The sequence below is a fragment of the Pseudomonas marginalis genome, from assembly GCF_024169655.1.
Taxonomy (GTDB): domain Bacteria; phylum Pseudomonadota; class Gammaproteobacteria; order Pseudomonadales; family Pseudomonadaceae; genus Aquipseudomonas; species Aquipseudomonas paraveronii.
Genome location: NZ_JALJWV010000001.1, coordinates 2,812,666 through 2,831,122 on the forward strand (window position 1 = coordinate 2,812,666; position 18,457 = coordinate 2,831,122).

Consider the following 18,457-nt stretch of genomic DNA (forward strand, 5'->3'; position numbering starts at 1 on the left):
ACAGCGGTGACGTCGCGGGGACGTTTTGAAGTCGAGTACGTACCATGCTTACCCAGAATCCGCTTTTGCGGCGCTCGCTGTCCGCTGCCGTTGCCCTTTTCATCGCCGCCGTGTCGAGCGTTGCCCAGTCTGCCAACACCCCATCCGTTCCCGATCTGCTGGAGCTTCCCGCGTTGGAAAGCCAGCGCGCCCAACAGGCACTGCACCTGGCCGTCACCGCTGCCGGTGAGCGCCTGGTGGCGGTGGGCGAGCGCGGTATCGTGCGGCTTTCCGACGATCGCGGGCGCACCTGGCGCCAGGCCAGGCATGTGCCAGTGAGTGTGGCGCTGACCGCGGTGGCGTTTGTCTCTGCCAGCGAAGGCTGGGCGGTGGGCCACAGCGGCGTGGTGCTGCACAGCACGGACGGCGGCGAGAGCTGGACGCGCCAGCTGGAAGGCAATCAGGTCGCGCAGATCGTTGTGCAGGACGCCCGTGAGCGCGCTGCGGCAGGCGAGGCGGGGGCGGATCAGCGGCTGCGCAGCGCTGAAGCGTTGGTCGAGGATGGCCCGGATAAACCCTTTCTCGATGTGGCGTTCGTGAGCGCCACCCAGGGCTATGTGGTGGGCGCCTATGGGTTGGCCCTGCAAACGCACGACGGCGGCGCCACTTGGCAGTCGCTGATGGGGCAGGTGCCGAATCCGCGTGGCCGGCACTTGTATCAGGTGCGGTTGCGCGACCAACAAGTGCTCCTGTGTGGCGAGCAGGGCGCGCTGTTCCGTTCCACCGATGGCGGGCGCGGCTTTGCCGAAATCCGTAGCCCCTACAGCGGAACGTTCTTCGGTGCGCTGATACTCGACGACCACGCTGTGCTCGCCTATGGCCTGCGCGGCAACGCCTGGCGCAGCCTGGACGATGGCCTGACGTGGCAGCAGGCACAGATCGGTCAGCCGGTGACGCTGAGCGCCGGCCTGCGCCTGCGCGACGGTTCGCTGTTGCTGGCGGACGAGAGCGGTCGCCTGCTGCGCAGCACCGACTACGCCGCCCATTTTGCAACGTTGCCCCTGCACCCAGGCACCGGGATCACCGGTCTGGTGCAAGCGCGCGATGGTGCGTTGATCCTCTCCAGTTCGCGGGGAATGTCGCGAATCGAGTCCGAGGCGATTGAAGCCGGAGCCAAGCCATGAGCCATATGCCGTCCCTACCTGCCGATGCAGTGATTGCCGATTTGAACAAGTTCGATCAGCGCTCGGGCACCTTCGCCGAACGGCTGCTGTTCAACAACCGCCTGGCGATTACGCTGATCTGCCTGCTGATCACCCTGGTGCTGGGGTACCAGGCCCTGGGGCTTTCGCTGAATGCCGCCTACGAAAAGATGATCCCCTCCGGCCATCCGTACATCGCCAATTTCCTCGAAAACCGTAAACAACTGGCGGGGATGGGCAACACCTTGCGCATTGCCGTGGAGGCCAAGAAGGGCACGATTTTCGACGCCGACTACCTGAACACCGTGCGCCAGCTCAGCGATGAGGTGTTCCTGATTCCCGGCGTCGATCGGCCTTACATGAAATCGCTGTGGGCCCCGGCGGTGCGCTGGACCGGCGTGACCGAAGACGGCCTGGACGGCGGCCCGGTGATTCCCGACGACTTCGACGGCTCGCCCCAAAGCCTCGAACAGGTACGTATCAACGTCGAGCGCTCCGGGGAAATCGGGCAGTTGGTGGCGGCCAACTACAAGTCGAGCATCATCCTGGTGCCGCTGCAGGAGAAGATCGCCGAAACCGGCGAACGCATCGATTATCACCGGTTGTCCCAGTCTATCGAGCAACTGCGCGCCAAGTATGAGTCGGACAAAATCGCTATCCACGTCACTGGCTTTGCCAAGGTCGTGGGGGATCTGATCGACGGTCTGAAGCAGGTGCTGGTGTTTTTTGCCGCCGCCATCGCGATCTGCACTGCGGTGCTGTTCTGGTACACCCGCTGCCTGCGCAGCACCTTGCTGGTGGTGTTGTGTTCGATGGTGGCGGTGGTGTGGCTGCTGGGGCTGTTGCCGACGCTGGGTTATGAATTGGACCCGTACTCGGTATTGGTGCCGTTTCTGGTATTCGCCATCGGCATGAGCCACGGTGCGCAGAAAATGAACGGCATCATGCAGGACATCGGACGTGGCACCCACCGGCTGGTGGCGGCACGCTATACGTTTCGCCGCTTGTTCCTCGCCGGCATGACCGCGTTGCTGGCCGATGCGGTGGGCTTTGCGGTGCTGATGGTGATCGACATCCAGGTCATCCAGGACCTGGCCATCACCGCGAGCATGGGGGTGGCGGTGCTGATTTTCACCAATCTGGTGTTGCTGCCGATCCTGCTGTCGTACACCGGCGTCAGCCCGGCGGCGGCCCAACGCAGCCTGCGAGACGAGCTGCAGGAATGTGACGACAGGGCGCACAAAAAGCACCCGTTCTGGGCGTTCCTCGACCTGTTTACCCGCCGCCCCTGGGCCACGGTTGCCGTGACGCTCGGGCTGGTCCTGGGCGGTGTGGGTCTGGCCGTGAGCACGCAGCTGAAAATCGGCGACACCGACCCGGGTGCGCCGGAGTTACGGCCGGACTCGCGCTACAACCGCGACAATGCCTTCATTGTTGCCAACTACGCCGCCAGCAGCGACGTGTACATCGTGATGGTCAAGACCCCGCAATATGCCTGCGCCCACTACAGCACCCTGCACACGCTGGATGCGCTGGAGCGCGAGTTGCAGCAACTGCCAGGGGTCGAGACCACCAGTTCCCTCGCCGGGTTGGCCAAGACCGCCAATGCGGGCATGAACGAGGGCAGCCTCAAATGGTTCGAGATGCCGCGCTCCCAGGACATGCTCAATTCGATCATCACCCGAGCGCCCCGGGAAATGTTCAACCAGAACTGCGACCTGCTGACCCTCTACGCCTACCTCAAGGACCACAAGGCCGACACGCTCACCAGCGTGGTCAATACCGTGGAAGCCTTCGCGGCGAAGTACGGCACCGACGACATCCGTATCCTCAATGCCGCCGGGAATGCCGGGGTCGAGGCCGCGACCAACATTGTGGTGAAGAAAGCCAACACGCAGATGTTGTTCCTGGTCTACGCCGCCGTGATCGTGCTCGCCTTCATCACGTTCCGCTCATGGCGTGCGGTGGTGTGCGCGGTGGTGCCGCTGATGGTCACCTCCGTGCTGTGCGAGGCGTTGATGGTGGGGCTGAACATCGGCGTCAAAGTCGCCACGCTGCCGGTGATCGCACTGGGCGTGGGCATCGGCGTGGACTACGCGTTGTATGTGATGACGGTGACCCTGACGCACTTGAAAGCCGGCATGACGCTGTCGCAGGCGTATTACAAGGCACTGATTTTCACCGGCAAGGTGGTGGTGCTCACCGGTATCACCCTGGGCATTGCGGTGGCCACCTGGGCGTGGTCGCCGATCAAGTTCCAGGCCGATATGGGCATCCTGCTGGCCTTCATGTTCGTCTGGAACATGCTCGGCGCGCTGATTCTGCTGCCGGCCCTGGCGCACTTTTTGTTGCGCCCCAAGGCCGGGGTTGCGCACGTCTGAGGCGAATGCTCGCCAACGCCGGCGCGGTGCCGCTGCGCAGCGCCCGGTGAACGTCACGTCGGTGAAAAGGACGGAGTTACGATGCTGAGTAAATTGAGCCTGCATCCACGGGATCTGCTCGCGCTGCTGTCGCTCGCGGCTGCCGCGTTCGTCAGCGGAGTCGATGCCCTCGGCTGGCAGGCCGGCTGGCTGCTGATGATGATGGTGGTGTCGGGGCTGTGCCTGCTGCACGGGATTGGCCAGCGCGAGCAACGGGTGGTGGCGGCGCTGGCGCATACCCGCGCGCTGCTCGACGACCGGCAACCGCTGGCGGGTGACGCCCTGGCATCGATCGAGCGCCTGCAGGCGGTGCTGCACGACAAGGTGACCGCGGTCAAACGCATGCGCACGTTGGCCTGCGATCTCACCGTGGCGACCGGCACGCTGGTGTCGGGATTCACCGAAGCGGTGGCCACGGCGGACCGTCAGTCCGCGATGGCCCGCGACGCCATGGTGGACGTTGAAACCATGGCCGAGCAGGCCCGCGTGACCGCGACGGAAGCGACGGTCCTGGCAGAGGCGAGCAGCGGCGCGCGCGACCAGGTCAGCGCCGGCGGCGAACAGGTGCAACGGGTCGCCGGCGATATGCTGGATCTGTCCAACGTCGTGGCCTCGGTGGCCGAAGAGTTCGACTGCGTGCGCGAGCAGGTGGCGCGTGTCGGTGAAATCGTTGCAATCATCCAGAGCATTGCCGGGCAAACCAATCTGTTGGCGCTCAATGCCGCCATCGAGGCGGCGCGTGCCGGCGAGCAGGGGCGCGGTTTCAGTGTGGTCGCCGACGAAGTGCGCAAGCTCGCCGAAAGCACCGGCAGCGCGACCCTCAGCGTGGGCGAGATCATTTCCCTGATTGGCCAGAGCATCGACCGCCTAGACCAGCGCCTGGCCCAGACCCGCCAAGGGGCCGCGCAAGGCGTGACGCGTGCCAGCCAGGCCACGGCGGTGTTGAACGGTATTGCCGCCACCTCCCACAGCATGCAGCGGGCGGTGCATGGCATTGCCGAACGCGCCGGCAGCGAGATGCAAAAGGCGCACAAGGTGCTGGCCGACTCCAGCGGCGTGGCGCGCCTGGCCGTCGAACTCGATAACCACGTCAACGGCTGCAACGCCGGCCTGCGCGGGCTGATGCTGGGCCTGGTCGACCTCAAAAGCCTGGCGGGTGAAATTGATGTCAGCCGCGATGCGCATGCCGCCATGCTGGAAGCTATCGAAGAAATCCGCGCCCATAACATCATGGTGCTGAATGCCCGCGAACCAGCGCAGATGGTCGCGCATATCCAGCGTATTCACGCGCTGGACCGGGAGATAGATGCCTGGCTTGCGCAGGCGATAAGCGCTTGTGAACCGGTCGATGCACGGCGCAGTGACAGTCTGTCGGGCGTGCGCAAAGCGCTGGACGCCTACCGCCACGTGCGTAACGAGTTGCTGGAGGCCGCGCAAAGTGGGAGGCTTGAGCACGCGCTTGAGCGCGGTACGCCCTTGGTTCGACAGGCCTACCGCGTGGTAAAGGAGGCATGCGCTGCCTTAGCGGCTTAGACTCGGGCCCACGGCGAAGGCACTGGATCGCTTGTAGAACAATAAACGCCAGCGGCGTGGCAAGGGCTCGAGCCCGCCAGTCGACTGGTCCGCGATGGGCTGGGCTTTAGGTGCTTACATGGCAGAGCAACCCCTGATTGAGCGCTTCAATCTTCGTTCACGACTGCGCTTCAATGTCGAAACCGGGCAAATCTGGCTCGACGAGAACCGCATGCTGTTGATGCATGCCAAGGCGTTCGGCGCCTTCCGCCAGGAACTGATGGAATCCCTCGGGCCCAGTCGCGCCAAGGGGCTGTTGTTTCGCATGGGCTTCGCCGCCGGCCAGCACGATGCCGATCTCGCCCAGAAACTGTTCGGCGAAGGCGACAACTACGACGTGTTCAAGATCGGCCCCGAGTTGCACGCGTTCGAGGGCTTGGTGCGCTCGACCATTATCGAGGCCAAGATCGACTGGGAAGACGGCAGCTTTTTTGGCACGGTCAATTGCGATAACTCCTGGGAAGCCGAGTCCCATTTGCAGTTGTTCGGGGTCAGTCCCGAGCCGAGCTGCTGGAACCTGGCCGGCTACGCGTCGGGCTATGTCACCCGCTTCTTCAAGCGTGTGGTGATCTTCCGCGAAACCCAGTGTGTCTGTTGTGGCGCCTCCAGCTGCATGTTGGAGGGACGGCCAATCGAGGCCTGGGGGGATGCGGACTTCTTGCGACACTGTCTGCCCACCGAAGATGCGCAAACCACCTTCGAGCAGTTGCAAGAGGAGCTCTGGCAACTGCGCGGCTGGCAGCATGAACAGCGCCCACCGGGCAAGTTGGTGGGCAGCTCGCCGGCCTTTACCGCCGCCTTCAGCCTGCTGAGCCAAGCCGCCAACAGCCCCATCACCGTGTTGCTGCTCGGCGAAACCGGGGTGGGCAAGGAAGTGTTCGCGCGCTGGCTGCATGAAAACAGCGGGCGCGGTGAAAAGCCCTTTGTGGCGGTCAACTGCGCCGCCATTCCCAATGATTTGATCGAGTCCGAGCTGTTCGGCGTGCAGAAGGGCGCCTACACGGGCGCCCAGGCTTCGCGCCCCGGTAAGTTCGAACGCGCTGATGGCGGCACACTGTTTCTCGATGAGTTGGGCGAGCTGTCGCCGGCGGCTCAGGTCAAGTTGCTGCGCGTCCTCCAGACCGGCGAGGTCGAGCGCCTGGGCGATGACAAAGTGCGCAAGGTCAACGTGCGCCTGGTGGCGGCGACCAACGTCAATTTGCAGCAGGCGATTGCCGACGGTCGTTTTCGCGCCGACCTCTACTACCGCCTGGCCACGTACCCCCTGGAGATTCCACCGCTGCGCAAGCGCAAGTCGGATATTCCCGTGCTGGTTGCCGTGCTGCTGGAAAAATATGCGCCGCTGTACCACAAGACCATTCAAGGCGTCAGCGACCTGGCCATGCAGGGCTTGATGGCCTACGACTGGCCGGGAAACGTGCGTGAGCTGGAAAACCTGGTGGAGCGTGCGGTATTGCTGGTGCCGTCCGGCGGGCACATTGAATTGCAGCATCTCTTCCCAGGCGTGGCACCGGTGACCGCACACGGCGCGGTGATCGACCGCGAAGGCAAAGTCGGCAACGCCGACGAGGCCAGGACCGACCAGTTGTATGAAACCTTGCTGGTCGACGGTTTCGACCTGCAGGCCCATGAAGCGCGTTTGCTGCAGCTTGCCGTCACACGGGCGCATGGCAACCTGACCCATGCGGCGCGCCTGCTGGGTATCACCCGCCGGCAGTTGGCGTACCGGGTGAAACAGACTTTGGGGGATGACAGCCCGGCCGCGAGCGCCTGACAAAAACGTACAGCCGCCGCCCCCTTCGGCGCGCCGCCACTGTGCCTTCGCGCTTGCAGTTGTTTTGGCACGCGAGTGGGGGATGGCGGATGCGCCGTTTTCGTCTTAAAGCACCCTGTGGTGCTTTTTTTTCGCCTGTTTTACTGACCGTCGCGGCCGTTCATTGGTCGGTGCCCCGGCCTTTGCGCAAGCGCACTGACGTTTTTGTAAGGCTGGAAGGGGGGATGGACATAAACGTCAGTCCGGGGGCTGGGCACAGTGTCCGGCTTTTCATGGTAAGTTGTTTTAAATCAATTATTTACCTTTATTGGCATCATCTCTGCAATGCAGGGTTGAGTGTGTGAACCCGGCTCCTGCCCGCCTGCCCAGGCGGTACGGAGCCAACCTCATCCAGCCAATAAAGGAGACAATAAATGGCGATGACAGGTGTATTGCGTCCGGGCCATGCCCAGGTGCGCGTGTTGAACCTTGAAGAAAGCGTTCATTTCTATCGCAATGTGCTGGGGCTGGTCGAGACCGGGCGTGACGATCAGGGGCGGGTGTACTTCAAGTGCTGGGATGAGCGCGATCACAACTGCTATGTGATCCGTGAAGCGGACACTGCCGGTATCGACTTCTTCGGCTTCAAGGTACTGGACAAGGCCACCCTGGAGAAGCTCGATGCCGACCTGCAGGCCTACGGGCTGGCCACCACCCGCATCCCCGCCGGTGAGTTGCTGGAAACCGGCGAGCGTGTGCGCTTTGAATTGCCCTCGGGCCATCTGATTGAGCTGTACGCCGAAAAGAGCTGTGTCGGCAACGGCATTCCTGAGGTCAACCCAGCCCCGTGGAATGCGCTGCGCGAGCACGGTATTGCGCCGATTCAGTTGGACCACTGCCTGCTGTACGGTCCCAACATTGCGCAAGTGCAGAAAATCTTCACCGAGGTCCTGGGCTTCTACCTGGTCGAACGCGTCCTCAACCCGGAGGGCGACGGTGACGTCGGCATCTGGCTGTCGTGTTCGCACAAGGTCCATGACATCGCCTTCGTTGAATATCCAGAGAAGGGCAAGCTGCACCACTGTTCGTTCCTGCTCGAGTCCTGGGAGCAGGTGCTGCGTGCCGGCGACATCATGTCCATGAACGAAGTGAACGTCGATATCGGCCCCACCCGCCATGGCGTGACCCGCGGTTGCACCATCTATGCCTGGGACCCCTCCGGTAACCGCTTCGAGACCTTCATGGGCGGCTACCACCCCTATCCGGACTACCAGCCGCTGTCCTGGACCTACGACAACTTCGCCCAGGGCCTGGACTACCCGCAACGCAAGTTGCACGAATCGTTCCTGACTGTCGTGACTTGAGGGCGCTCCCATGAGTTTCCCTGATCAGTCACTCGAGATGCAGCCGGCCGACATGGACACGCGCAAGCGTTACGTGCGTGTCACCGGCAGTCGTGGCAGCCAGTTTGTCGAATTCGACTTTGCCATCGGTGAGCCCGAATTATTCGTGGAAATGATCCTGACGCACGAGGCCTTTGCCGAGTTCTGCCGCGCCAACCAGGCACGCCCCATGGCGGCGTTGCCTGAGGTCGCAGATGAGGATGAGGACGACGCCCGGCAATGGGACTGGCGTCTGGCGGATGCCACTCAGGTTCGTTTCAAAAACTAATCGTTGTTGACGCTTCACCCTGAGTGAGGCGTTCGTGGGAGTCAGCTATGCACATCGATCTTCGTACGGTCAGCATCCAGCCCTTGCGGCAGACGTTCGACCATTTGGCCCGTCGTTTTGGCGACAAACCTTCCTCGCGGTACCAGGAAGGCAGCTACGACATTCAACCGGTGGAAAACCTGCATTACCGGCCGACCTGGGACCCGGATCAAACCCTGTACGACACCAGCGTCACCCAAATCGTGATGAGCGACTGGTACGTGTTGAAAGACCCGCGCCAGTTCTACTACAGCACCTACACCCTGGCACGCGCCCGGCAGCAGGAAACCACCGAAGCCAACTTCAACTTCGTGGAAACCCGCGGTCTGGTGGACCTGTTGCCGGACGCACTGCGCCAACGCGTCCTCAACCTGCTGGTGCCGCTGCGCCATGCCGCCTGGGGCGCCAACCTCAACAACACGTTCATCTGCAGCTATGGCTACGGAACGGTGTTCACCCAGCCGTGCATGTACCACGCGATGGATAACCTCGGCATCGCCCAGTACCTGTCGCGCATCGGCCTGCTGCTGGGCGCAACCGAAGCCCTGGACGCCGGCAAGGCGGCCTGGATGGAGGGCGATGCCTGGCAAGGGCTGCGTCGTTACACCGAGGACTGCCTGGTGGTGCGCGATCCGTTCGAGCTGTTTGTCGCGCAGAACGTGGCTTTGGACGGCTTGCTGTACCCGCTGGTGTACCAGGGCATCGTCGACGATCAGTTCGCCGCCGATGGCGGATCGCTGGTGGCCATGCTCAGCCAGTTCATGAGCGACTGGTTCGATGAAACGCGCAAGTGGGTGGACGCGGTGATGAAGGTGGCGGCTGCCGAATCCGAACATAACCGCGCGTTGTTGCAGGCCTGGACAATCCAGTGGCGCGACCGTGCTGCCGCGGCCCTGCTGCCGGTGATCGAGCAAGAGTTTGCCGGCAACGCGGATGAAGTGATGAGCGAGCAACTGGCTGCCTTCCGGGTACGCCTGGATAAAACCGGTGTTGGGGTCTGAGGAGCGGCTATGTCGACTGTATTTATTGCACTGCAAACCAATGAAGAAACCCGCCCGATCATCGAAGCGATCGAGCTGGATAACCCCGAGGCCGTGGTCAACCGCGAGCCAGCCATGGTCAAGATCAACGCCCCGGGCCGCCTGGTCATTCGCCGCGAAAGCATCGAAGCGCAACTGGGCCGCAGCTTCGACATGCAGGAGCTGAACATCAATCTGATCACGCTCTCCGGCAATGTCGACGAAGACGAAGACGCCTTGACCCTGACCTGGGGCAACTAAGCGAGGATATTTGGCATGGACATGAAAACCGTTCACAAAAAGCTCAATGCAAAAGACAAATACCGCCTGCTCACGCGCGACCTCGCCTGGGAGCCGTCGTACCGCACCGAGGAGGAGATTTTCCCGTACATCGCCTATGAAGGCTTGAAGATCCATGACTGGAACAAGTGGGAAGATCCGTTCCGCCTGACCATGGACGCCTACTGGAAATACCAGGCCGAAAAGGAACGCAAGTTCTACGCCATTATCGACGCCCACGCGCAGAACAATGGCCACCTCAACATCACCGATGCGCGCTACCTGTCGGCGCTGAAAATCTTCCTGCAGGCCATCAGCCCCGGTGAGTATGCCGCGCACAAAGGCTTTGCGCGCGCGGGTCGAGAGTTTCGCGGCGTCGGTACGCAAGTGGCCTGCCAGATGCAGGCCATCGACGAGCTGCGCCATGCGCAGACGCAAATCCACGCCTTGTCCAACTACAACAAGTTCTACAACGGCTTCCATGCCTTTGCCGATCAGCGCGACCGTATCTGGTACACCTCGGTGGCCCGCTCGTTCTTTGACGATGCGATGTCTGCCGGTCCGTTCGAGTTCATGATCGCCATCGGTTTTTCGTTCGAGTACGTGCTCACCAACCTGTTGTTTGTGCCGTTCATGTCCGGCGCCGCTTATAACGGTGATATGGCCACGGTCACCTTTGGCTTCTCCGCGCAGTCGGACGAAGCGCGGCACATGACGCTCGGCCTGGAGTGCATCAAGTTCATGCTCGAGCAAGACCCGGCCAACCTGCCGATCGTTCAAGGCTGGATCGACAAGTGGTTCTGGCGCGGCTTCCGCGTGCTGGGCCTGGTTAGCACCATGATGGATTACATGCTGCCCAAGCGCGTGATGTCGTGGCGGGAGGCCTGGGAGATCTACGGCGCCGAGAATGGCGGCGCGCTGTTCAAGGATCTGGCGCGTTACGGTATCCGCCCACCCAAGAGCTGGGACGATGCCGAGGCCAGCATCGACCACATGTCCCACCAGTTCATGCTGGGTCTGTACCAGTGGAGTTTCGGGACCGCGTTCCACGCCTGGATTCCGTCGGATGACGACATGCAGTGGCTGTCCGCCAAGTACCCGACCACGTTCGACAAGTACTACCGCCCGCGCTGGGAGCACATCAAGAAAATGGCGGCGGCCGGCACCCCGTTCAAGAACTACGGCCTGGCCAAATTATGCCAGTGCTGCCAGTTGCCCACGGTGTTTACCGAGCCGGATGACCCGACCCTGATCTGCCATCGGCAGGTGCAGTACAAGGGCGACAAGTACCACTTCTGCTCCGATCACTGCATGGGCATCTTCAATAACGAGCCGGAGAAATACATCCAGGCCTGGCTGCCGATGCCGGCGCTGTTCCAGGCGCCCACCGATGGCGACCTGGCCGCCTGGATGGACTGGGTGTCGCTCAAGGACGGTCAGGACAACGGTGACTTCGCCGACTCCGAGGACCGCCGCAACTTCGCGATGTGGCGCGGCATGGCGACGTCCAACCAGTAACCACGTGACAACCCGACGGGCGTGGCCGGCGCATTCGGCGGCCACGCCCCGCTAACAAGAATAAGGAGAGCACCATGCCTGTAGTCGCCCGTAAAGAATACGTGGGCGTTGCCCGTGATCGCGTTGAAAACTTCAATGGCAAGCAGTTGGTGTACGCCAGCTGGGATCACCACTTGCTGTTCGCAGCCCCGTTCCTGCTGTGTCTGACGCCGCAAACCACGTTTGCCCAGTTGCTGGAAACGGCCCTTGCACCTTTGCTGCAGGCCGACCCGGATGCCGCGCTGATCGACTGGCAGCACGTGCAATGGCTCAAGGACAACCAACCCTGGGTGCCCGACCTGGACGCCAGCCTGGTTGCCAACGGCATCGGCCACAAAGACCAGTTGCGCTTCAAGACGCCAGGTCTCAACACCCTGTGTGCGACCCACTGAGGGGGCGAGTCATGAGCTATGAATTAACGATTGAGCCGCTGGGTCAGACCATTGCAATCGAAGAAGGCCAAACCATTCTCGACGCCGCGTTGCGCGCGGGTATCTACCTGCCGCATGCCTGCTGCCACGGGCTGTGTGCCACCTGCAAAATCCAGGTGGTCGATGGCGAGATCGAGCATGGCGAAGCCTCCAGCTTTGCCCTGATGGATTTCGAGCGCGAAGAGAAAAAGTGCCTGGCCTGCTGCGCCACCGCCGAAAGTGATTTGGTGATCGAGGCGCAAATCGACGAAGACGACGACGCACAAAACCTGCCGGTGCGTGATTTTGCAGGCACCGTCAGCCGCATTGAAACCCTGACGCCGACCATCAAAGGCGTGTGGATCAAGCTCGACGCGCCCGAAGGCATGCACTTCCAGGCCGGTCAGTACATCAACCTGCAGTTACCCGACGGCATTGGCAGTCGGGCCTTTTCGGTGGCCAACGCACCGGCGCCCGGCAGCGAGATTGAGTTGAACATCCGCATCGTGCCCGGCGGCCGTGGCACCGCGTATGTACACGAGCAATTGCAGGTCGGCGAGCGGGTGGGCATCACCGGTCCGTACGGGCGCTTTTTCGTGAAAAAGTCGGCGCGCCTGCCCGTGATCTTCATGGGCGGCGGCTCGGGGTTGTCGAGCCCGCGCTCGATGATTCTCGATCTGTTGGCGCAAGGTTTCGAGCGGCCGATCACCCTGGTCTACGGTCAACGTAACCGTGACGAGCTGTACTACCACGACGAGTTTCTCGCCATGGCCGAGCAACACCCGAACTTCACCTACGTGCCGGCGCTGTCCCATGAACCTGAAGGCTCATCTTGGTCGGGCTTTCGTGGCTTTGTGCATGAGGCCGCCAAAGCCCACTTCGACAACGACTTCCGCGGGCACAAGGCCTACTTGTGCGGCCCGCCGCTGATGATCGACGCCTGCATCAGTACGTTGATGCAGGGACGCTTGTTCGAGCGCGATATCTACATCGAGAAGTTCATCTCGGCGGCGGATGCGCAGCAGGTTCGCAGCCCCCTGTTCAAAGCGATTTGATCCACTGGCCCCGCCCCTCGAACGATGCCAGAGGGGCGGGCGAGGCCTGCCGCGCAGCCGTTTTCGACATACCTTAAGGGTATCAAGTTAGGCCAAATAAAGTATTAGTCGGTATCTGCTGGCTTTTCTAGACTCGCACTCAGGGACTCATGCCGGACTGGCCGTGGCAGGTACAGGCGGTCGTCATACGAACAATAACTACGGAGCTCTCATGCGCCAGATCAAACACTTCATTGCCGGTGAGTTTACCGACGCTGCCAGTGGTGTACGGTTCAATAAACACTCCCCGCTGGACAACAGCGTCATCTGCTCGGTCAGCGAAGCCGGGCGTGGCGAGGTGGATGCGGCCGTCAGCGCCGCGCGCAATGCCCTGCAGGGCGAATGGGGCCGCCTGAGCACCGACCAGCGCGTCGAGCTGCTGTACGACGTGGCCAACGAGATCACGCGCCGCTTCGATGACTTCGTCGAAGCGGAGATGTCCGACACCGGCCAGCCCGAGCACGTGATGAAGCATGTGTTCATCCCGCGCGGCGCGGCCAACTTCAAAGTGTTCGCCGACGTGATCAAGAACGTCGCCAGCGAGTCGTTCCCAATGGACACTCCCGACGGCCGTGGCGCGTTGAACTACACGCTGCGCCGGCCCAAGGGCGTGATCGGGGTGGTCTGCCCGTGGAACGCGCCCTTCATGTTGATGACCTGGAAGGTCGGCCCGGCCCTGGCCTGCGGCAATACCGTGGTGGTCAAGCCATCGGAGGCGTCACCGCAGACGGCCACCTTGCTGGGCGAAGTGATGAACACGGTCGGCATTCCCAAGGGGGTGTACAACGTGGTGCATGGCTTCGGTCCCGATTCGGCCGGGGAGTTTGTCACCCGGCATCCGCAGATCGATGCCATTACCTTTACCGGCGAGACGCGTACCGGAACGGCCATCATGAAAGCAGCTGCCGAAGGCATGCGTGATGTGTCGTTCGAGCTGGGCGGCAAGAACGCCGGCATTGTGTTCGCCGATGCCGACTTCGAGGCGGCAGTGGAAAGCTTTTCGCGTTCGGTGTTCCTCAATACCGGGCAGGTGTGCCTGGGCACTGAGCGGGTGTATGTCGAGCGGCCGATCTTCGAGCGTTTTGTGCAGGCGCTGAAGGCCAAGGCCGAGGCGGTGAAGTACGGCCGCCCCGATGATCGTCACGCCAATTACGGGCCGCTGATCAGCCAGGAACACCGGGAAAAAGTCCTGTCGTACTACCGCAAGGCGGTCGAGGAGGGCGCCACCGTCGTGACCGGCGGCGGTGTGCCGCAGATGCCGTCCGACCTGGCGGCTGGCGCCTGGGTGCAACCGACCATCTGGACCGGTCTGCCGGAGAGCGCGGCGGTCGTGCAACAGGAAATCTTCGGCCCGTGCTGCCACATCTCGCCCTTCGATAGCGAAGATGAGGTGGTCGCCAAGGCCAACGCTACCGAGTACGGCCTGTCGACCACCCTCTGGACCCGCGACCTGGCGCGTGCGCACCGCATGGCGGCGCGCATCGACGTGGGCATCACCTGGATCAACAGCTGGTTCCTGCGCGACTTGCGTACGCCGTTCGGCGGTTCCAAACAGTCCGGGATCGGCCGTGAAGGCGGCGTGCATTCGCTGGAGTTCTACACCGAAACCCGCAACGTCTGCGTGAAACTCTGAGGCTTCCCCATGAACCAGCAAATCATTGAGCTGTACGGCGACGAGCTGTATCAGGCGTTCGTGTCCCGTCGCGCCATCGCGCCGCTGATCAGTCGTGAACCGCAGATCCGCATCGAGGATGCCTACCGCATCCAGGAGCGGTTCATTGCCCGTCGCCTGGCCGCTGGGGAAACCATCGTCGGCAAGAAAATCGGCGCCACCAGCAAGCCCGTGCAGGACTTTCTCGGCGTGTACCAGCCGGACTTCGGCATGCTCACCTCGGGCATGGTGTTTGCCGACGGCGACACCCTTGACCTGGGCCAGATGATCCAGCCCAAGGCCGAGGCGGAACTGGCCTTTGTGCTCAAGTACGACCTCAAGGGGCCGGGCATCACCGCCATGGACGTGATTCGCGCCACGGACTATGTGGTGCCGTGTTTTGAAGTGGTCGATTCGCGCATCCGCGACTGGCAAATCAAGATCCAGGACACCGTCGCGGACAACGCCTCCTGTGGCGTGTTTGTGCTGGGCACCACCCGCGGCGATCCGCGCCGGTTGGATATCACCCTGGCCGGCATGGTGCTGGAGAAGAACGGTGAAGTGTTCTCCACCGGCGTCGGCGCCGCCGTGCAAGGCTCGCCCGCCAATGCTGTGGCCTGGCTGGCCAATACGCTGGGTGAACTGGGCATTCCGTTCAAAGCGGGGGAGGTGATTCTCTCCGGCTCGCAGTCGGCGCTGGTGCCGGTGGTGGAGGGTGACGAGTTGGTCTGCCGGATCGGCGGCCTGGGCAGTTGCCGGGTGAAGTTTTCTGGAAGGAGTGCCGTATGAGCCGCGAACTGACGCTGTCCCGCGAAGATATCGTGCGCCTGTGCGAACGGGTCGAAGGCGCACAGACCCGCGCTTATGCCATTCCCAAACTGACCGACGACTACCCGCAGATGACCATCGCCGATGGCTACGCGGTGCAGAACGAACTGCGTCGCCGCTATATCGCCCAGGGGCACAGGCAAGTCGGCTGGAAAGCCGGGCTGACCTCCAAGGCGAAGATGCAGCAAATGGGCGTCAGCGTGCCCTCGATCGGCTTTCTGACCGACCGCATGGCGCGCCCCGAAAACTCGGCGATCAGCACCGCCGACCTCGTGCATCCACGGGTCGAGTGCGAAGTCGCCTTCGTCATGAAGGCGGACCTGCGCGGCCCGGGTTGCACCGCCGCCGATGTGTTGGCCGCGACCGACTATGTGCTCCCGGCGGTGGAAATCATCGACTCGCGGTTTTCCGGCTTCAAGTTCGACCTGGCCAGCGTGATTGCGGACAACGGTTCGTCGGCGCGCTTCGTGGGCGGCGGGCGTAGCCGCTATGTCGCGGATCTGGACCTGCCGACCCTGGGTGTGGTGATGGAAAAGAATGGCGAGATCGTGACCATGGGCGCCGCCGCCGCGGTGATGGGGCATCCGGCTGAGGCCATCGCCATGTTGGTGAATATCCTCGCCGAGATGGACGAGTCATTGCCCGCCGGCAGCTTTGTGATGAGCGGCGGCATTACCGAAGCGATCGCGGTGAAGCCCGGCGACAGCATTGTGGCGCGCTTCCAAGAGTTGGGCAGCGTATCGATGCGCTTCGTTGAATAACCACAAGCACCCAGGAGGCAGTCATGCCCATTATTGAAATGCATTTGGCCGAGGGCCGTACTGCCGAGCAAAAGAGCCGTATGGCTGTCGCGGTCACTGAAGCGGTGTGCCTCAGCCTGCAATGCCCTGCGGAAACCGTAAGGATTCTGATCACCGAGCACGCGCGCGACGGGTTTTACGTGGCCGGCCTGGACATGGCCCAGCGCGCCGTCAAGCAGCGGGAGCAGGGCCAATGAAAAAGATCAAATGTGCGTTAATCGGTTCCGGCAACATCGGCACCGACCTGATCTACAAGATCCTGCGCAGCCCGGTGCTTGAACCGGTATGGATGGTGGGCATCGACCCGAACTCCGAAGGGCTGTTGCGGGCCCGCGAAATGGGCTTGAAAACCACCCACGAAGGCGTCGATGGCTTGCTCCCGCACGTGTTGGAGGATGGTATTCAGATCGCTTTCGATGCCACCAGTGCCTATGTGCATGCGGAAAACAGCCGCAAGCTCAATGCCCTGGGCGTGTTGATGATCGACCTGACCCCGGCGGCCATCGGCCCGCTCTGCGTACCGCCGGTGAACCTGCGCGAACACGCCAAGACGCAGCAGATGAACGTCAACATGATCTCCTGCGCGGGGCAGGCCACCATTCCCATTGTTAATGCTGTCTCGCGCATTCAAAGCGTGGCATATGCCGAAATCGTTGCCAGTTTGGCGTCCAAATCGATTGGCCCGGGCACCCGCGCCAACCTGGATGAATTCACCAACACCACTTCGAGCGCCATCGAGAAAATCGGTGGTGCGCGCAAGGGCAAGGCGTTGGCCATCATCAACCCGGCCGAGCCGCCCATGATGATGCGCAACACCATTTATTGCCTGACCGATGAAGAGCCCGATCGTGTGCGCATCCGAGAATCGATCCTGCAAATGATCACCGAAGTGACGAAGTACGTGCCCGGTTATCGCCTGGTCAACGGTCCCATTTTCGACGGCAAGAAAGTCTCGATATTCATGGAGGTGGCTGGCCTGGGTGACTACCTGCCCACCTACGCGGGCAACCTGGACATCATGACCGCGGCCGCCACCCGCACTGCCGAAATGTTTGCCGAGCAAATTCTCGCCGGCACGCTTCACCTTAAAGCCCCGGAGGTCGCGTAATGAGCCAGTCCAACCCTACGAGCCTGCAGGGCCGCAAAGTGATCCTGCATGACATGTGCCTGCGCGATGGCATGCACGCCAAGCGCGAGCAGATCAGCGTGGCGCAAATGGTCAAGGTCGCCACTGCGCTGGACGATGCCGGGGTGCCTTACATTCAGGTCACCCATGGCGGTGGTTTGGGTGGCAATTCGCTGCAGCACGGCTTTGCTCCGCACAGCAACGAGGAATACATCAGCGCGGTAGCTCCGCTGATGAGGCAGGCGAAGATTTCCGTGCTGCTGATTCCGGGGCTGGGCACCATGAAAGAGCTGCAGTCGGCTTACGATTGCGGCGCGCGCAGCGTACACGTCGCCACCCATTGCACTGAGGCGGACACATCGCCGCAGCACATTGCCTACGCGCGAAAGCTGGGTATGGATACGTCCGGGTTCCTGATGATGGCGCACCTCAATGATGCGGCCGGCATCGCCCGGCAGGGCAAGCTGATGGAGTCCTACGGCGCGCAGACGGTGTACGTCACCGACTCGGCCGGCTACATGTTGCCGGAAGACGTGAAGGCCCGCGTTGGGGCGCTGCGCGAGGTGCTGAACCCGGAAACCGAGATCGGCTTCCATGGCCACCACAACCTGGGCATGGGCGTGGCCAACTCGATTGCCGCCATCGAGGCCGGCGCGAGCCGGATCGACGGATCGGTCGCGGGGCTGGGGGCCGGGGCGGGCAATACACCGTTGGAGGTGTTCGCCGCCGTGTGCGAGCGCATGGGGATCGAAACCGGCACCGACCTGTTCAAGCTGATGGACGTGGCCGAGGACATCATTGTTCCGATGATGGAGCACATCGTGCGGGTGGACCGTGAGTCGCTGACCCTTGGCTATGCCGGTGTCTACTCCACCTTCCTGCTGCACGCCAAACGTGCCGGCCTGCAGTTCGGCGTTCCGGCGCGCGACATCCTGGTGGAGCTGGGACGCAAAAAAATGATCGGTGGCCAGGAAGACATGATTCAGGACACCGCCCTCACCATGGCTAAAGAGCGTGGTGTTCTGTTGCCGACGTGATGGCTCGCAGGGGTGTGCGC

At 62.4% G+C, this 18,457-nt stretch carries 17 protein-coding genes; all 17 read left to right on the plus strand.

Features of this window, described 5'->3' with window-relative positions:
• Positions 1-44: 44 nt before the first annotated feature.
• The 17 genes from J2Y83_RS12695 (at position 45) to dmpG (ending at position 18,437) form a co-directional block, all read left to right on the plus strand.
• Positions 45-1,163 (plus strand): WD40/YVTN/BNR-like repeat-containing protein, encoded by a 1,119-nt coding sequence (locus J2Y83_RS12695; protein WP_253395671.1) that lies wholly within the window; start codon positions 45-47, stop codon positions 1,161-1,163.
• Positions 1,160-3,562: an efflux RND transporter permease subunit gene (locus J2Y83_RS12700; RefSeq protein ID WP_253395672.1), complete on the plus strand. Its 2,403-nt coding sequence runs from the start codon at positions 1,160-1,162 to the stop codon at positions 3,560-3,562. The genes J2Y83_RS12695 and J2Y83_RS12700 overlap by 4 nt, the downstream gene beginning before the upstream one ends.
• 624 nt (positions 3,563-4,186) lie before the next feature.
• Complete coding sequence (locus tag J2Y83_RS29860; protein WP_373423755.1) at positions 4,187-5,134, plus strand: methyl-accepting chemotaxis protein; 948 nt, start codon at positions 4,187-4,189, stop codon at positions 5,132-5,134.
• A 118-nt stretch (positions 5,135-5,252) separates the two neighbouring features.
• The gene (locus tag J2Y83_RS12710; protein WP_253395674.1) at positions 5,253-6,947 is read left to right on the plus strand and encodes a sigma-54-dependent Fis family transcriptional regulator; all 1,695 of its coding nucleotides are present in this window, start codon (positions 5,253-5,255) and stop codon (positions 6,945-6,947) included.
• 413 nt (positions 6,948-7,360) lie between these two features.
• Positions 7,361-8,290, plus strand: coding sequence for a catechol 2,3-dioxygenase (locus J2Y83_RS12715; protein ID WP_017845618.1), 930 nt, complete (start codon positions 7,361-7,363; stop codon positions 8,288-8,290).
• Between the two features lie 10 nt (positions 8,291-8,300).
• Positions 8,301-8,597, plus strand: coding sequence for a phenol hydroxylase subunit (locus tag J2Y83_RS12720; protein ID WP_017845619.1), 297 nt, complete (start codon positions 8,301-8,303; stop codon positions 8,595-8,597).
• A 47-nt stretch (positions 8,598-8,644) separates the two neighbouring features.
• A complete protein-coding gene (locus tag J2Y83_RS12725; RefSeq protein WP_253395675.1) occupies positions 8,645-9,637 on the plus strand; it encodes an aromatic/alkene monooxygenase hydroxylase subunit beta in 993 nt (330 codons plus the stop codon).
• Between the two features lie 9 nt (positions 9,638-9,646).
• Complete coding sequence (locus J2Y83_RS12730) at positions 9,647-9,916, plus strand: MmoB/DmpM family protein (RefSeq protein ID WP_017845621.1); 270 nt, start codon at positions 9,647-9,649, stop codon at positions 9,914-9,916.
• Between the two features lie 15 nt (positions 9,917-9,931).
• Complete coding sequence (locus J2Y83_RS12735) at positions 9,932-11,452, plus strand: YHS domain-containing protein (RefSeq protein ID WP_253395676.1); 1,521 nt, start codon at positions 9,932-9,934, stop codon at positions 11,450-11,452.
• Between the two features lie 74 nt (positions 11,453-11,526).
• Positions 11,527-11,883: a phenol hydroxylase subunit P4 gene (locus J2Y83_RS12740; RefSeq protein WP_046484115.1), complete on the plus strand. Its 357-nt coding sequence runs from the start codon at positions 11,527-11,529 to the stop codon at positions 11,881-11,883.
• A gap of 11 nt (positions 11,884-11,894) precedes the next feature.
• Positions 11,895-12,956 carry an NADH:ubiquinone reductase (Na(+)-transporting) subunit F gene (locus J2Y83_RS12745; RefSeq protein WP_253395678.1) on the plus strand — a complete coding sequence of 354 codons (1,062 nt, stop codon included), beginning with the start codon at positions 11,895-11,897 and terminating at the stop codon, positions 12,954-12,956.
• A gap of 211 nt (positions 12,957-13,167) precedes the next feature.
• Positions 13,168-14,628: a 2-hydroxymuconic semialdehyde dehydrogenase gene (locus tag J2Y83_RS12750; RefSeq protein ID WP_253395680.1), complete on the plus strand. Its 1,461-nt coding sequence runs from the start codon at positions 13,168-13,170 to the stop codon at positions 14,626-14,628.
• Positions 14,629-14,637: 9 nt separating this feature from the next.
• Entirely contained in the window at positions 14,638-15,435 is a 798-nt protein-coding gene (gene dmpE / locus J2Y83_RS12755; RefSeq protein WP_253395681.1) for a 2-oxopent-4-enoate hydratase, read from the plus strand.
• Positions 15,432-16,235: a 2-oxo-3-hexenedioate decarboxylase gene (gene dmpH / locus J2Y83_RS12760; protein ID WP_253395683.1), complete on the plus strand. Its 804-nt coding sequence runs from the start codon at positions 15,432-15,434 to the stop codon at positions 16,233-16,235. Before dmpE ends, dmpH begins: the two co-directional genes overlap by 4 nt.
• A gap of 23 nt (positions 16,236-16,258) precedes the next feature.
• Positions 16,259-16,471: a tautomerase family protein gene (locus J2Y83_RS12765; protein ID WP_253395685.1), complete on the plus strand. Its 213-nt coding sequence runs from the start codon at positions 16,259-16,261 to the stop codon at positions 16,469-16,471.
• Positions 16,468-17,382: an acetaldehyde dehydrogenase (acetylating) gene (locus tag J2Y83_RS12770; RefSeq protein WP_253395687.1), complete on the plus strand. Its 915-nt coding sequence runs from the start codon at positions 16,468-16,470 to the stop codon at positions 17,380-17,382. Before J2Y83_RS12765 ends, J2Y83_RS12770 begins: the two co-directional genes overlap by 4 nt.
• On the plus strand, positions 17,382-18,437 hold the full coding sequence (gene dmpG, locus J2Y83_RS12775; RefSeq protein ID WP_017845629.1) for a 4-hydroxy-2-oxovalerate aldolase: 1,056 nt from the start codon (positions 17,382-17,384) through the stop codon (positions 18,435-18,437). Before J2Y83_RS12770 ends, dmpG begins: the two co-directional genes overlap by 1 nt.
• The last annotated feature ends 20 nt before the right edge of the window (positions 18,438-18,457 follow it).

Excerpts from the sequence above, each read along its gene's own strand:
- J2Y83_RS12725 (WP_253395675.1), top strand. The coding sequence starts at position 8,645 with ATGCACATCGATCTTCGTACGGTCAGCATCCAGCCCTTGCGGCAGACG.
- J2Y83_RS12750 (WP_253395680.1), top strand. The coding sequence starts at position 13,168 with ATGCGCCAGATCAAACACTTCATTGCCGGTGAGTTTACCGACGCTGCC.
- dmpE (WP_253395681.1), top strand. The coding sequence starts at position 14,638 with ATGAACCAGCAAATCATTGAGCTGTACGGCGACGAGCTGTATCAGGCG.
- J2Y83_RS12765 (WP_253395685.1), top strand. The coding sequence starts at position 16,259 with ATGCCCATTATTGAAATGCATTTGGCCGAGGGCCGTACTGCCGAGCAA.
- J2Y83_RS12710 (WP_253395674.1), top strand. The coding sequence starts at position 5,253 with ATGGCAGAGCAACCCCTGATTGAGCGCTTCAATCTTCGTTCACGACTG.
- J2Y83_RS12745 (WP_253395678.1), top strand. The coding sequence starts at position 11,895 with ATGAGCTATGAATTAACGATTGAGCCGCTGGGTCAGACCATTGCAATC.
- J2Y83_RS12720 (WP_017845619.1), top strand. The coding sequence starts at position 8,301 with ATGAGTTTCCCTGATCAGTCACTCGAGATGCAGCCGGCCGACATGGAC.
- J2Y83_RS12715 (WP_017845618.1), top strand. The coding sequence starts at position 7,361 with ATGGCGATGACAGGTGTATTGCGTCCGGGCCATGCCCAGGTGCGCGTG.
- J2Y83_RS12735 (WP_253395676.1), top strand. The coding sequence starts at position 9,932 with ATGGACATGAAAACCGTTCACAAAAAGCTCAATGCAAAAGACAAATAC.
- J2Y83_RS12770 (WP_253395687.1), top strand. The coding sequence starts at position 16,468 with ATGAAAAAGATCAAATGTGCGTTAATCGGTTCCGGCAACATCGGCACC.
- J2Y83_RS12695 (WP_253395671.1), top strand. The coding sequence starts at position 45 with ATGCTTACCCAGAATCCGCTTTTGCGGCGCTCGCTGTCCGCTGCCGTT.
- J2Y83_RS12740 (WP_046484115.1), top strand. The coding sequence starts at position 11,527 with ATGCCTGTAGTCGCCCGTAAAGAATACGTGGGCGTTGCCCGTGATCGC.
- dmpG (WP_017845629.1), top strand. The coding sequence starts at position 17,382 with ATGAGCCAGTCCAACCCTACGAGCCTGCAGGGCCGCAAAGTGATCCTG.
- J2Y83_RS29860 (WP_373423755.1), top strand. The coding sequence starts at position 4,187 with ATGCTGGATCTGTCCAACGTCGTGGCCTCGGTGGCCGAAGAGTTCGAC.
- dmpH (WP_253395683.1), top strand. The coding sequence starts at position 15,432 with ATGAGCCGCGAACTGACGCTGTCCCGCGAAGATATCGTGCGCCTGTGC.
- J2Y83_RS12700 (WP_253395672.1), top strand. The coding sequence starts at position 1,160 with ATGAGCCATATGCCGTCCCTACCTGCCGATGCAGTGATTGCCGATTTG.
- J2Y83_RS12730 (WP_017845621.1), top strand. The coding sequence starts at position 9,647 with ATGTCGACTGTATTTATTGCACTGCAAACCAATGAAGAAACCCGCCCG.